The following is a 13,250-nucleotide window of genomic DNA, read 5'->3' as shown; positions in this document are numbered from 1 at the left end:
GCCGGCTGCTGGGCGACTCGCTGGTGGTCTCCTTGCTGGATGCCTGCCGCTGGAACCACAGGACTCTCAGACGTTTCATAGGTCATGCTGCCGGACTGTGCCATCGGGGGACCTGAACGCATCCTGACTGCCGTCGTCACCTGCCCCGATCCCGCGAGCCGGCGCGGTTTCGAGGCACAGGTGCCGCCGCGGACACGTCAGAGGTCGCTCCGCCGTTGACCTGTCGGCTGGGCTGACGCAAGGGGTGAGCCGACCACGGAGGCGGCTCCTGCAGCTCGCGTGCGCATGTGGATCCGGCCTGTGCTCCAGGCGCGGAGCGCGAGCGCCGAGGACGCGGAGATGACGCCGCCCAGGACCAGGGTGGAGCGGGCGCCGAGGGTGTCCGACACCAGGCCGACCAGCGGAGCGCCGACCGGGGTGCCGCCCAGAAGGACCAGGAAGTAGACGGACATGACACGGCCCCGCAGGTGTGGGCCGGCATGAAGCTGGGTCAGCGCGTTGGCGGTGGTCGTCACGATCGCCGCGGCGAAACCGGTGGGGATCAGCAGGGCCAGGAACGTGCCGTAGCCCGGCATCAGGCCCTGCGCGGCTTCCAGCGCCCCGAAGACGATCGTGGTGGAGATCAGACGGCGTGCGGTGGGTGGCTTCCCGGTGCTCGCCCCGTGGAGCGCGCCGGCGAGGCCGCCCAGGGCGTACGCGGCGGAAAGGCAGCCGAAAGCGGCGGCGCCCGTGTGGAAGGCCGTGATGGCCACGAGCGAGATGGTGACCTGGAAGTTGAGGCCGAAGGTGCCGACGAAGGCGACGAGGGTGATCGGCAGGAGGAGTTCCGGGGTGGACGTGATGGCGGGGAAGGCATCGCGCAGCCGGACCCGGCCCCCTGGTCGCGGCCGGCCGTGGTCGGCGAGCTCCTCTGTACGGATGGTGACCAGGCCGTAGAGGACGGCGAGGTACGAGGCCGCGTTCGCGAGGAACACCGGGCCCGTGCCGAAGGCGGCGACGCTCAGGCCGGCGAGGGCGGGGCCGAGGGTGCGGGCCACGTTGAACTGGGCCGAGTTCAGGCTGACCGCGGTGGCCACGCGCTCCCGGCCGACCAGTTCGCAGATGTAGGCGTTGCGGGCGGGGCTGTCCACGGCGGTGGCGGTGCCGAGGGCGAAGGCCAACGAGTAGACGGACACCAGGTTCACCGCGCCGGTGACGGTCAGCAGTCCGAGCAGGAGCGACTGCATTGCCATGGCGGTCTGGGTCAGGAGCAGAAGCCGCCGCTTGGGGAACCGGTCGGCCAGGACGCCTCCGGTCAGGCCGAACAGGGTCTGGGGCAGGAACTGCAGTGCGGTCACGATGCCGACCGCACTGCCGCTGTTGCCGGTGATGTGGAGGACGAGCAGGTCCTGCGCGGCACGCTGCATCCAGGTGCCGACGTTGGAGGCCAGCTGCCCGAGCAGGTAGCGACGGAAGTTCCGGACGGCGAGTGCGGCCGCCACCGGCGTGCGGGAGCCCGCGCTCATGACGGCTGACGGGCGTACGAGTCGCCGGTGCTGGACACGGGGGCGTCGTCGACGTGATGGAAGGTCGGGTGCGGGTGCATGAGGAAGGCGTGGTGGGAGATGTTCCAGGCGTAGGCGCCGGCCATGGCGAAGGCGACCCGGTCACCGGCGCGCAGCCGGCTCACCATGACCCGGCGCGCCAGGACGTCCTTGGGCGTGCACAGCTGTCCGACCAGTGTCACCGGCTCGTCGCGCGCCTCCGGGCGGACCCAGGGCCGCAGCCAGACGTCGTCCGGAATCACCTCGAAGGGCTGGTCGTGCTGTTTCGCGGCCGGGGTGCGCAGATGATGGGTGCCCCCGCGCAGCACGGCGAACGCCTGCCCGCGGCTGACCTTGATGTCCAGGACCTGGGTGACGTACCAGCCGCAGTAGGCGGTGACCGAGCGGCCGGGTTCGATCCGCAGCGTGAGGTGAGGGTGCCGGGACAGGATCCGGCGCAGTCCGGCACCGAAGGCGGGCCAGTCGAACGTCCTGTGCGGTTGCGCGTAGTCGACGCCCATGCCGCCTCCGACGTTGACCTCGGCGAGGTCGACCCGGCGTTCCTGGGCCCACTCCTCGGCCCACATCAACACCTTCTCGACCAGGGCCAGTTGGGCCTCGGCCTGGAGTCCGCTGGCCAGATGCAGATGGAGACCGCGCAGGCGGACCCGTGGGTCGGAGGCGATCAGCTCCAGGCAGTCGTCCAGCTGTGCGGGATCCATTCCGAAGGGGCTGGGCCGGCCGCCCATGGCGAGAGCGACCTGGCCGAGGTCGACGGGCAGGTTGACGCGCAGCAGGACGTCGACCCTCCGATCGCCCAGCACGGTGGTCAGCAGACGCAGTTCGTGTGCGCCCTCCACGTGCAGGCGCTCCACTCCGGCGTCCATCGCACAGGCCAGCTCCGTCTGCATCTTCCCAGGACCTCCGAAGGCGACCGGCGCGCCGGGAGTGAGCCGGCGGACGTGGCTCAGTTCGCCGCCGGAGGCCACCTCGAACCCGCTGACGCATCCGGCCAGAGTCTGCAGGATCGCGGGATCGGAGTTGGCCTTGGCCGCATACAGCAGCTCGACCCGGTCCGGCAGTGCGGCCCGGATCGCCCGAACGTGCTCGCGCAGGCCGGGCAGATCGTAGACATAGGCGGGCAGGTCGTCGTCGGCGAGTCGGCCGACGTGGTCGAGCAGGGCGGCCCTCACCGGATCACCTCGCGGGGGAAGTCCGCGCCGAGTGGGCTGGGCAGGGGGACGTAGCCGGCGTGCCGGTCGGCCTTGCGAGCCCAGCGCAGGAGCAGGTTGGCCTTGGCGGGCAGCGGTACGCCGGACAGCAGCGCGCGCAGGCGTGGCGGTTCGGCGGCGGTGCGGGCGTAGGCGGTGAGGTGGTCACGGACCAGGCCCCAGAGGGCGGGTTCCAGGGTCGGGTCGAGGTCGGCCAGGGCGCCGAGCACTTCGGCGGTGTGGTTGACCAGGAGGCAGTACGCGACCCGGTTCCAGCCGTGTTCGGGATCGTAGGTGAGGGGTCCTCGGACGTCGTCCGGCAGGGCGTCGAGGGTGCGCCGGTGATGCCCGGGCAGGAGCTTGGTCCCCTCCAGGTCGCGGAAGAGCATCTGCGCCGGGGTGCCGTCGGGGTTCACACCGACGACGACGTTCTGCAGGTGGGGTTCCAGGACGACCCCGTGTTCGAAGTAGGCGGCCAGCACCGGTGGCAGCAGCAGTCGCAGGTACGCGTCCCACCAGGCCAGGACGTCCCCGTCGCCGCGGGCGAGGAGGTGGGAGACGTGGGCTGTGCTGGTGGGGTATTCGTCCGCGATCGCCGCGGCGAGCAGCGGTGTCACCCCGGGACGCAGGTGGTGGCGCAGTCCGGAGCGGACGATGACGCCGAGACCCTCCAGGAGGGCGGTGTCGCCGCCGGTGTCGAGCGTGCGGTAGCCGGGCTCGGCCAGGACGGCGCAGCCCGGGAAGCGGCCGGCCAGCCCGGCGAAGAGGGGCTGGAGCAGCCGGTTGAGGGCGACGGCGCCCGACAGCTCGTAACTGGCGTGTCTGCGGACGCAGTTGGTGAGGCGGACGTTCAGACTGAACTTGAGGAAGGTGTCGCTGTCGGGGTGGTACAGCGTGCGCACCGATGCGGTCGGCACCAGCTCCGGTCCGCTCACTCCGGTGTCGACGACATCGCCGGCGGCCACGGCCTCCTGCAGCCGGTGGTGATCCTGGAGCAGCCGGTACTGCCAGGGATGGACCGGCAGTACGGCGAATCCCGCACCGGACGCGGGGTACAGCGCGTCCATCTCCCGCAACTCGCCTTCCTCGCGGACGAGGTGACGGCGCACGGCCAGGTGGCGCAGCCGGAAGCGCGCGCCGGTCTCCGGGCCGTACGTCAGCCAGTCCGCCGGGTCGCCGGTGCGGGCCTTGGGCGTGGGGTGGAAGCGGTGGCCGAACACCAGGGACTGCTCCGATGCCACGTACGGGTCTGCGTGCCGGGTGGCGTCCGCCCGCTCCTCCAGGGTGGTGCGGATCGTCTCCCGGCTGTCGGCGACCTGGCTCAGGAACTCCTCGTTGGCGAACCCCGTGCGCAGCTCCAGTTCGTCCTCGATGTATCCGGCCAGCTCCTGCCAGCCGACTGCCACCCAGGCGTCGTCGTCGAGCCGCTCGATGGGGCCCTGAAAGCGGTGCGCTCCGATCAGCGAGACCCGGCGCAGTGGAGAGCGCAGCAGCACGCCCCGGCGGGGCAGTCGTAGCAGGAGGTGGCCGTCATCGACCGTGACCTGGTGCTCGGGGGCGGACACCTCGCGGATCAGGCAGTTGAGCAGCGTGTGGGCGGTGACGGTGTCGGCGGTGTGTGACGGTTCGGCGGCCGATGCGGTGACGGCTGGGGCGGCGGTCCTGGTGTGGGGTGCAGTGCCGGTGGTCATGCGGTCGCTCCAGTGGGACGGCGGTCGGATGCGGAGTTCATCGGCAGTCGGCCAGGGGGTTGGGAACCGGTGTCCATTGCGCCTTGCCGGGGTTCTGGGCCAGCCGCATGGCGATGGTCGCCTTCAGTGGCATCGTGTCGCCGAAGAACGCCGCCGCGTCCTCCTCGTCCGGCAGGCCGGCGTACACCCGGCGGCCCACCTCGGCCACCGCCCCCCACAGCGCTCGGGGCTCGACCGCCCGCGTCCGCGACAGGACATCGACCAGCTCGCTGAAGACTCCACTGACCAGGGCGCCGAACAGCTTGGTGTGCAGCGCACCCACGTCGTCGCCTGCACGGGTGCCGAGCAGCGGCGGCAGGGTGAAGCCGCACCGGGCCAGGCGGCGTGGGCTGACCCGTACGCCGTCCAGATCCCGGTACAGCACGCGCACCGGCCGCCCGTCGCGGAGCACGACCAGGGTGTTCTGGCCGTGCGCCTCCAGCGCCACCCCCATGGACAGCAGCGTCAGCGCGGGCGGCAGCACGAGCCCGGCGAGGTCCGCGAGCCAGCGCACCGGGTCACCGGAGACCACGGCGGCTCCGGTCGCGTGGACGGCGGTGAGGGGAACGGCGATCTCCCCGGCGTCGACGTAGCACTCGCTCGACTCCCGGATCATCGCCGCGAGGCTCGCCGAGGGCTGTCCGTCCACGCACACCGAGCCGCCGCCCAGCTCCCGCAGGATGCGCAGGCTTGCGCCGTACCCGGCCTTGTCGATGACGGCCGTGACCAGGTCGGACAGCGCAGGCCCGTCGGCGACCTCGGCCGGGGAGATGGTGCGCCGGTAGTTGGTGACCTGCACATCCAGCGCCGTCTTGATGTGGCAGCCCGGCACAGCGGCCAGTGGTGCCAGGGTGCGCAGCGACAGCAGCGGCCGGGCCGGAATGGTCTCCTCCACGACCGCCAGGTCGGGGTGGCGCGCCAGCACATGGTCCCGCTGCCAGGGATGCAGCGGGAGGAGGATGGTGTCGCCGTCACACAGTGGCCGGGGCCAGTCGCCCGCCCCCTGCCAGCGATCGGCCGGGACACGGAGCAGCGCCAGGTGGACGACGGGGTGGTGCTCGGGCGCGTAGGCGAGTACGTCGGCGATCGACATGCCGGTGCGCGTGCGGCAGCAGGGATGCTGCGGGTGGCCGTCGACGACCGCCTGCTCGGCATCCGCGGAGTCGTTCGGGGAGGCCGCCCGGCCTGCGTTCGCGGCCCTGGCCAAGGCCAGGTTGACGACGCTGTTGTCCAGCTCGGCCGCCAGACGCTTCGCGGCGGGGGTACGCAGGCCCAGTTGGGCCAGCAGTTCCGCCGGGCCGCTGACCGGCCCCTCCGGTGTGGACACGGTGAAGTCCTCGGGCACCTCGGCGAACCGCTGCGCACCGGACTCGGCCGCCGAGAGCGAACCGCCCCGCCGCAGCTCGACCACCAGGGCTCCGGACTCCCTGCGGTGCCCGGTCACGCCAGGCAGGGGTTCCCGTGCGAAGGCGCCCCACAGCCGGCCCAGTACGGTGGCGCGTGCTCCCGGCAGCGCGGCGGTGAAGGGCTCCGCCAAGTCCGGGCGCGTGAGGCGTAGTTCATCAAGGGGCATGGGGCATCCAGGTGCTGGTGCGGGTGCTTGGCGCGCGGTGCTCCGGTGGCACCGGCCGTGCAAGCGAAGCTACGGGAAGACGATCAAGCGGACTGCCAGAGCACATACAGCAGGGGGCTCGGATTCCTCCGATGAAGCGTTTTTCCGCCCCCGTCCACAGCCGATTCCGCCCGGAACACTTTCCTTGCACGCGGCCCTGCCCCTGACTCCGTTTTCGGCTGTCACCTGGGGCAATGGGACACCGGCGTGCGCGGCCTTAACTCCCGGCTTACTCCACGCTGGCAATGTGGGCTTCGGCGGTTACTCCGTTCGTGGAAGATCACCGGCTCGGGGGAGCTACCGGCGTTTGCCCCACACCCTTCGGCCGGGGTCTGTGAGCCTTTCGGCATGCGTGTCTTGCTGATCGAGGACGACGACCGGGTGGCCGTACCGCTGATGGAGGGACTGCGCCGCTTCGGATTCACCGTCGAACACGCCGGAACAGGTGCCGAGGGCCTCGCCGCGCCGGAAGCGGCCATGGTGTTGCTGGACCTGGGGCTGCCCGACATGGACGGCATCGACGTCTGCCGCGCGCTCCGGGCCCGCTCGTCCGTGCCGATCATCATGATCACCGCCAGGGACAGCGAGGTGGACCGGGTGCTCGGCCTCGAGCTGGGGGCGGACGACTACGTATCCAAGCCCTTCGGCGTCCGGGAACTGGTCGCCCGGATCCGTGCCGTCACCCGCCGCACCCGCCCCGCAGTGCTGGACACACACCGAGCGGAACCAGGCTCCCCGCATGATCCGGCAGAACCCGGGACGCCCGATGGCCAGCGGATCGGCCCGCTGACCATCGACCGTCGGACGCGCCAGGTCCATCTGCACCGGTCGCCCGTCGCCCTCGCGCCCAAGGAGTTCGATCTGCTCACCTGTCTCGCGGAGGACCCCGGGGCCGTCTGCTCCCGTCGGCAGATTCTCGACACGGTCTGGGAGCCGGACTACTTCGGGCCGACCAAGACCCTGGACGTCCACATCGCCGCGCTGCGCCGCAAGCTCGGGGACTCCTCCTGGATCGAGAACATCCGCGGCATCGGCTTCCGCCTGGTCCCCCCGGCGCCCGTCGACGCCACGTCCGCCGCAGAGCCGACGCGCGGCGGAGGATCCCGGTGACGCGCCGTCTGCTGCTCAGCCATCTGAGCGTCATGCTGTTCGTCCTGCTCGCGCTCGAGGTGCCGTTCGGCATCTTCTACGCCCGCAGCAAGCTGTCCCGCTTCTCCCATGCGGCGCAGCAGCAGGCGATGACGCTCGCCGAGGTCTGCGAGGACAAGATGGAGCACGGGCTGACGGCCGATCTGCCCGAACTCGCCCGAGCCTATGGGCAGCGCACGGGCAGCCACGTGCTCGTGGCCGGCGAGAAGGGCATCGTCCTCACCGACACCGCCGCCCCCGCCCTGGTGGGCAGGGACCTGTCCGCCGAGCCGGACATCTCCACCGCACTGCGCGATGAGCCCGCCGTCGGCACCCGCAGCGACCCGTCCACCGGCGCCGAGGTCCTCGTGGTCACCGTGCCGGGTGGCTCCAACGCCACCGTCGCCTGTGTGGTGCGCACGGTGTATGCGCTGGGCCCGCTCAAGGCCAAGGTCCACGCCACCTGGCTGGCCCTCGCCGCCGTCGGGCTGGGGGTCCTGGCCGCCGTCTCCCTGATCGGCTTCGCTCTCGCCCGCTCGATCACCCGCCCGGTCCAGGCCCTGGAACGCGCCACCGCACAACTCGCCGAAGGCCGGATCACCGATCCCCCTGCCACCGATCACGGGCCGCCGGAACTACGACGCCTCGCCGCGTCGTTCACCAGGACCGCGACCCGGCTCCAGCACCTGCTCCAGGCCCAGCAGGCATTCGCCTCCGAGGCATCGCACCAGCTGAAGACGCCCCTGACCGCACTGCGCCTGCGCCTGGAGAACTTCGAGCCGCACCTCGCCCCCTGCGCCCAGGACAGCCTCGACACGGCGCTCGGGGAGCTGGAGCGGCTCAGTCGTATGGTGCAGGGGCTGCTCGCGCTGGCCCGGTTGGAGAACTCCGCGATCAGGCGGGAGGCGGTCGATCTCGACGCCGTCGTCGCCGATCGCGCGGCCATCTGGACGGCCTTCGCCGACGAACAACAGGTCGACATCACCGTCTCCGGGACCACAGCCGTTCGCGTATGGGCGGTCCCGGGAGCACTGGAGCAGATCATCGACAACCTGCTCTCCAACGCGCTGCGCGTGTCCCCACCGGGAACCTCGATCACCCTGGCCACCGTCGCCCCGAAGCACGGCAGCCACGCCCCGCCCGTGGCCGAGCTGCATGTGATCGACCAGGGGCCCGGCATGTCCGAGGCCGAACGACAGCGGGCCTTCGACCGGTTCTGGCGGACTCCTGATGCCGACCACGACGGCACGGGGCTCGGCCTGCCCATGGTCCGGCAACTCACCCGCGCCGGCGGCGGTGAGGTCACCCTCGAGGCGGCACCCGGCGGTGGGCTCGACGCCGTCGTCCGTCTCCAGCGCGCCGAGAGCCGCACACGCCGCGAACGCCCGGCCCCCGCTGCGGACGCCGACTGCGCAGGACGCCCCCGTCACCACACCACCCACAGCAGCTCTGCTCGCTGACTTCGAGGGGCGGCACCGACCACGACGACCACGACAGCGACGCCCCGCAGGCCGAAAGCTCCAAGATCGACATCAAGACGGCCGACGGCAAGGGCACGACTGCTGCATACCCGGCGGGGACCGCTCCGGCGGACGCCTCGGCCCCGCCCGGTCGCACCCCGCTGTGGGGAGGCCGTACCGCCGGCGCCCGGTTACCCTGCCAGACGGGGGCTGACGTGGATCACGGAGGCGCCATGCCGAAGTCCGAGCTGTCGAGGAACCGCTCGTCCCTGGGGCACAAGGTGCGCTATGCCCTACGGCACCCCGGCCGGATCCCTGCCTATCTGCGCCGCGCCGCACGGGACAGCTGGCTGGGTCTCCGTCATCGCGACCACGTGGCGTACTACCGCGCCGTCATGGCCTCCGACACCACGCGCAGCCCCGGGCGTGCCGTCGGCAGCGGGACGGAGGCACACTGGCTGGCGCTCGGGCAGATGCAGTTCGACTACCTGGTCGAACACGGCCTGAAGCCGCAGGACCGGATGCTGGAGATCGGCTGCGGGAACCTGCGCGCGGGCTGGCGGTTCATCGACCACCTCGCCCCCGGCCACTACTACGGCATCGACATCTCGCCGGACATCATCGTCGAGGCCCAGCGCACCCTCGTACGCCGGGGCCTGCAGGACCGGCTGCCCCACCTGACACTCGTCGAGAACCTGACGCTCGACTTCCTGCCCTCGGGCTGGTTCACCGTGGTGCACGCCCACAGCGTCTTCTCGCACTCGCCGCTGGAGGTGATCGACGAGTGCCTGGCGAACGTCGGGCGGGTGCTGGCCCCGGGCGGCTTCTTCGACTTCACCTTCGACCGGACGGAGGGAACCGAGCACCAGGTGCTCCGCGAGGACTTCTACTACCGCACCGAGACCCTGCTCTCGCTGGCCGAGCGGCACGGCCTGACCGCGCGTTTCATGGACGACTGGGAGCGGCGCCCGCACGGCCAGTCGAAGATCCGGGTCTCGCACGCGGTGGCGGTGTAGCGGCGTGATCCTGCGGCGGTCTCGGTGAAGCTGCTGGTGAGAGGCCAGTAAGAGCAGTGGGCGAAGGCTCCTGGGCCCTGCCGTCGGCGGCGGTCGGCCAGGCACACTGGCGGCGCCGACCGCACCGGAGGAAGCCCCGCCCATGGACAGCACAAGACACCGATTCGCGATTCTGCATCCCCGTCGCAGCCTGGGCACCGTGTTCGCCGTCTCCTTCGCCTGTGTCACCGCCGCCACCACCCTCCTCGGCGGCTTCCTCAGCTACAACGCGGCGGCGCGGATGGTGCGGGTCGACCAGGACGCCGTCTTCCGCGGCGTCGTCAGCGACCTCCACCAGCAGGTCGCCCAGCATCGTCTGTCGCCGTCGGACTACTTCAGCGTGAGCCCCGACCGCGACAGCCCCCGCGACGACCTCTCGCGCCGCATCCGCACCGATGTCCAGGTCCTCGGCAGGGCGGGCCGTATCGAGGAGCACGGCTATCCGGCGCTGCAGGTCCGCGCCCTCGACCGGGCCGCGGCCGCACACGCCAAGGCCGGCCACACCATCTACTACAAGGCCCAGATACAGGGAGAGCGCTATCGGGTCGCCACCGTCGCACTCGGCGGCGGCCGGGGCGCCGTACAGGTGGCCCAGCAGTACAGCGACACCGAGGACCTGCTCAGGGAGCTCAAGACACGCACCGTCGAGCTGAGCGCCATCGTCATCGTGGTGGCCGGCCTGGCGGGCTGGTGGCTGGCGCGCAGGATCGCCGGGCGGCTGGTCCGGCTGACCCGGGTGGCCGAGGACGTGGCCCGCACCGGCCGGCTGGACACCGAGGTCCCCGTGGCCGGGCAGGACGAGGTCGGCAGGCTCGGGCGGGCCTTCGACGGCATGCTGGGGCGGCTCGCCGCGTCCGAGGAGATCCAGCGTCGCCTGATCCAGGACGCCGGGCACGAACTGCGCACCCCGCTGACCTCGTTGCAGGCCAACGCGGCTCTCCTGGACCGGATCGACCGACTGCCGCCGCAGGCCAAGGCGGACCTGATCGCGGACATGAAGAGCGAGACCCGCGAACTGGTCAACCTCGTCAACGAGCTGGTCGAGCTGGCCGCCGGCGACCGGGGAGCCGAGCAGCCCACGGAGGTGGCCCTGCGCGCCATGGCCGAGGATGCGGCCGCCCTCGCCCGGCGCCGCACCGGCCGGGAGATCCTTGTCGACGCCGACGCCACCGTCGTACGGGTCCGGGCGTCCGCGGTGCAGCGGGCGCTGTCGAACCTGCTGGAGAACGCGGCCAAGTTCGACCAGGACGGAACCGAGCCGATCGAGGTCACGATCACGGGCACGCGCGTGGAGGTGTGCGACCGCGGACCGGGCATCGCCGAGGCCGACCTGCCCCGCGTCTTCGACCGTTTCTACCGCGCCGACAGTGCCCGCAGCCTGCCCGGCTCCGGGCTGGGCCTGGCGATCGTGCACGCCGTCGCCGTCACCCACGGCGGCACCGCCTTCGCCCGCAACCGGCCCGGCGGCGGCGCGGTCATCGGCTTCACCCTCGACCCCGCATCCCGCGTCGAACGCCCTCCTACGACGCCGACGGCCGGCTCCGCCACCACGGCTCGGTGACCGGCCGGGCCCGGAGTGTGGGTCGGCAGCCGGACAGCAGGGTTTGTGGGGTCAGGCGGACCGCCGGCGACAACGGCTACGGGGCCCCTTCGGCCCGCTACCAGGAACGCGCCCGCATCCGCAGCGACAACTGGAACGGGCCCTCGCGTCACCTTCGCCAGAACAGGTGGTGCGTCACGCCACTCGGGCTGGGCACGACGTCCAGGTGGAACCGGTCGAGCAGTTCATCGGGGGACTCCCAGAGTCGCAGTCCGGACCCGAGGGTTACCGGCGAGACCGCCACATGCATGGTGTCGACGAGGTCAGCATCAAGGAACTGCCGGATGGTGGAGACCCCGCCGCCGAGCCGGACGTCGTTGCCCTGCGCCGCTTCCCGCGCCCGTTCGAGGACCGTGGCCGGGTCGCCGTCGACGAAGTGGAACGAGGTGTCGGAGAGCGTGAACGGCGGACGCTTGTGGTGCGTCATGACGAACACCGGCGTGCGGAACGGGGGCTCCTCCCCCCACCAGCCGCGCCACTCATGGTCCTGCCATGGCCCGCGTTGGGGCCCGAACTTGTTGCGGCCCATGATCTCTGCACCGATGTTGCGTGCGAAGTCTCGCGTGAAGTAGTCGTCGAGGCCCCGGCTCCCCCCGGAATCCGTGCGCATGGGCCAGCTCGCCGTGGCTCCGGCCCAGGCGAACAGCCTCTCGGGATGGTCGAAACCGAACGGCCGCTCGAGGCTCTGGTGCTCACCGGCACCGATTCCGTCACTCGAGACGTTGAAGTTCATGACTCTCAGCAGTTGATCCATGTGTTCCTCGTCAGGTCCTGTGGCGTCATCGTGCGGCGAGGCGCCGCACATCATGGCGTCGAACGGGACGGGGCCGGATCGACAGCAGCCCGTAACTTTTTCCAAGGCACGTCAGGAAGCCGCCTGCTTGGGGGGTGGCTGTGGCGGACACGGACGGCATCGAGGTGGACGTCACCGCCCGGCGCGGGCGTCCTTCGCCGTCGGCAAGGCCCCGGCGGGCTGGCAAGCCTTCGACGAGGCCCTCTGCACCGCCGGCCCGCTCACCGTCGCCGGCGGCAGCGCCCGCTCCCCCAGGGCACGGTCGCCGCCCCGATGCGTGAACCAGAACGCCAGACGGCCGGTGCGCCCCGGGAGCGGGTTCGCGCCGGCCGTCCTCGTGTCACGGGCGTACGGGGCGTGGTCAGTCCTTACGGCCCTTGAGGCGCCGTACGTCGAAGGACCAGATGCCGCGGCCGTGCGTGGCGGCGTACAGCTTGCCGTCGGGGCCGAGACGCAGCTGCATCACGGCCGTGGTGGGCAGGTCGTGCCCCAGGACCAGCCACTTCGTGGCACCGGCGGGGCGGTAGAAGGTGGCCAGGTCGGTGCCGAGGGCGAGGCCGCCGTTCGGCAGGAGCTTGACCGTGTCGGCGGGCACGTCGGGCAGGTTGGCCGAGATGTCCGTCCAGCTCGCGCCGCCGTCCTTGGACTCGAAGACGTGGCCCACGCCCGCGCCGGGGCCCTCGGTCCACCTGCGGGAGAAGCCGTTGACGGCCACGTAGACGTGCTGGGCGTCGGCCGGGTCGACCTCGAAGCCGGAGATGTAGCGGTTCGGGATGGTGCCGTCGACCGGGGGGCTGAACTGGTGCCATCCGGTGCCGTCGGCGTTGCCGACCGCGATGCCCCGAGTGAAGCCCTGGTTGTTGCAGGGCCCGCACCAGCCGACGTACACCGTGCCGCCCGAGGACGCCACGGCCGTGGCCACGTGGCCCTCACCGAGGTCGTACGCGTTCGTCCACTCCTTGCCGGAGCGGATGGCGAAGCCCTTGGTGTTCACCCACACGTGCCGGCCACCGGCGATCCAGGTGCCCGTGTCCTTGGCGTCGGCGGCGATCGGCGCGATGAAGCGGGCGCCCGCGCCGCCCTGGTCCTTGTCCGGCGGTGCGACCTCGTACTCGGTGGCCTTGGACGGATCCGTCGA

9 protein-coding genes and 1 pseudogene are annotated in these 13,250 nt (G+C 71.6%); 4 read left to right on the top strand and 6 right to left on the bottom strand.

Annotated features, from left to right (window positions below; all coding sequences use genetic code 11):
* Positions 1 to 197: 197 nt before the first annotated feature.
* From ACWC2T_RS34200 to ACWC2T_RS34185, 4 genes are read right to left on the bottom strand one after another with little or no spacing between them, the layout of a single operon-like run.
* A complete protein-coding gene (locus ACWC2T_RS34200; RefSeq protein ID WP_450674220.1) occupies positions 198 to 1,505 on the bottom strand; it encodes an MFS transporter in 1,308 nt (435 codons plus the stop codon).
* A complete protein-coding gene (locus ACWC2T_RS34195) occupies positions 1,502 to 2,716 on the bottom strand; it encodes a type III PLP-dependent enzyme (protein ID WP_450674219.1) in 1,215 nt (404 codons plus the stop codon). Before ACWC2T_RS34195 ends, ACWC2T_RS34200 begins: the two co-directional genes overlap by 4 nt.
* The gene (locus ACWC2T_RS34190) at positions 2,713 to 4,425 is read right to left on the bottom strand and encodes an IucA/IucC family protein (protein ID WP_450674218.1); all 1,713 of its coding nucleotides are present in this window, start codon (positions 4,423 to 4,425) and stop codon (positions 2,713 to 2,715) included. Before ACWC2T_RS34190 ends, ACWC2T_RS34195 begins: the two co-directional genes overlap by 4 nt.
* 37 nt (positions 4,426 to 4,462) lie before the next feature.
* Positions 4,463 to 6,037, bottom strand: a complete 1,575-nt coding sequence (locus ACWC2T_RS34185; protein WP_450674217.1) for an IucA/IucC family protein — start codon at positions 6,035 to 6,037, stop codon at positions 4,463 to 4,465.
* A 387-nt stretch (positions 6,038 to 6,424) separates the two neighbouring features.
* Between ACWC2T_RS34185 and ACWC2T_RS34180 the strand changes: the two genes are divergently transcribed.
* From ACWC2T_RS34180 to ACWC2T_RS34165, 4 genes are all read left to right on the top strand, one after another.
* Positions 6,425 to 7,186 carry a response regulator transcription factor gene (locus ACWC2T_RS34180; RefSeq protein WP_450674216.1) on the top strand — a complete coding sequence of 254 codons (762 nt, stop codon included), beginning with the start codon at positions 6,425 to 6,427 and terminating at the stop codon, positions 7,184 to 7,186.
* Positions 7,183 to 8,664, top strand: coding sequence for a sensor histidine kinase (locus ACWC2T_RS34175; protein WP_450674215.1), 1,482 nt, complete (start codon positions 7,183 to 7,185; stop codon positions 8,662 to 8,664). The genes ACWC2T_RS34180 and ACWC2T_RS34175 overlap by 4 nt, the downstream gene beginning before the upstream one ends.
* A gap of 233 nt (positions 8,665 to 8,897) precedes the next feature.
* Positions 8,898 to 9,680, top strand: coding sequence for a class I SAM-dependent methyltransferase (locus ACWC2T_RS34170; protein WP_450674214.1), 783 nt, complete (start codon positions 8,898 to 8,900; stop codon positions 9,678 to 9,680).
* 142 nt (positions 9,681 to 9,822) lie between these two features.
* Complete coding sequence (locus tag ACWC2T_RS34165) at positions 9,823 to 11,280, top strand: HAMP domain-containing sensor histidine kinase (RefSeq protein ID WP_450674213.1); 1,458 nt, start codon at positions 9,823 to 9,825, stop codon at positions 11,278 to 11,280.
* Between the two features lie 148 nt (positions 11,281 to 11,428).
* Here the strand turns inward: ACWC2T_RS34165 and ACWC2T_RS34160 are convergent, their stop codons facing one another.
* Together ACWC2T_RS34160 and ACWC2T_RS34155 are read right to left on the bottom strand one after the other, a co-directional pair.
* The gene (locus ACWC2T_RS34160; RefSeq protein ID WP_450674212.1) at positions 11,429 to 12,073 is read right to left on the bottom strand and encodes a dihydrofolate reductase family protein; all 645 of its coding nucleotides are present in this window, start codon (positions 12,071 to 12,073) and stop codon (positions 11,429 to 11,431) included.
* Between the two features lie 400 nt (positions 12,074 to 12,473).
* Positions 12,474 to 13,250: pseudogene (locus ACWC2T_RS34155) on the bottom strand (glycosyl hydrolase); the annotation flags it as partial.

This window comes from Streptomyces sp. NPDC001393 (assembly GCF_053597455.1).
This window is presented reverse-complemented; position numbering and strand designations above follow the sequence as displayed.

Excerpts from the sequence above, each read along its gene's own strand:
- ACWC2T_RS34180 (WP_450674216.1), top strand. The coding sequence starts at position 6,425 with ATGCGTGTCTTGCTGATCGAGGACGACGACCGGGTGGCCGTACCGCTG.
- ACWC2T_RS34200 (WP_450674220.1), bottom strand. The coding sequence starts at position 1,505 with ATGAGCGCGGGCTCCCGCACGCCGGTGGCGGCCGCACTCGCCGTCCGG.
- ACWC2T_RS34185 (WP_450674217.1), bottom strand. The coding sequence starts at position 6,037 with ATGCCCCTTGATGAACTACGCCTCACGCGCCCGGACTTGGCGGAGCCC.
- ACWC2T_RS34165 (WP_450674213.1), top strand. The coding sequence starts at position 9,823 with ATGGACAGCACAAGACACCGATTCGCGATTCTGCATCCCCGTCGCAGC.
- ACWC2T_RS34170 (WP_450674214.1), top strand. The coding sequence starts at position 8,898 with ATGCCGAAGTCCGAGCTGTCGAGGAACCGCTCGTCCCTGGGGCACAAG.
- ACWC2T_RS34160 (WP_450674212.1), bottom strand. The coding sequence starts at position 12,073 with ATGGATCAACTGCTGAGAGTCATGAACTTCAACGTCTCGAGTGACGGA.
- ACWC2T_RS34190 (WP_450674218.1), bottom strand. The coding sequence starts at position 4,425 with ATGACCACCGGCACTGCACCCCACACCAGGACCGCCGCCCCAGCCGTC.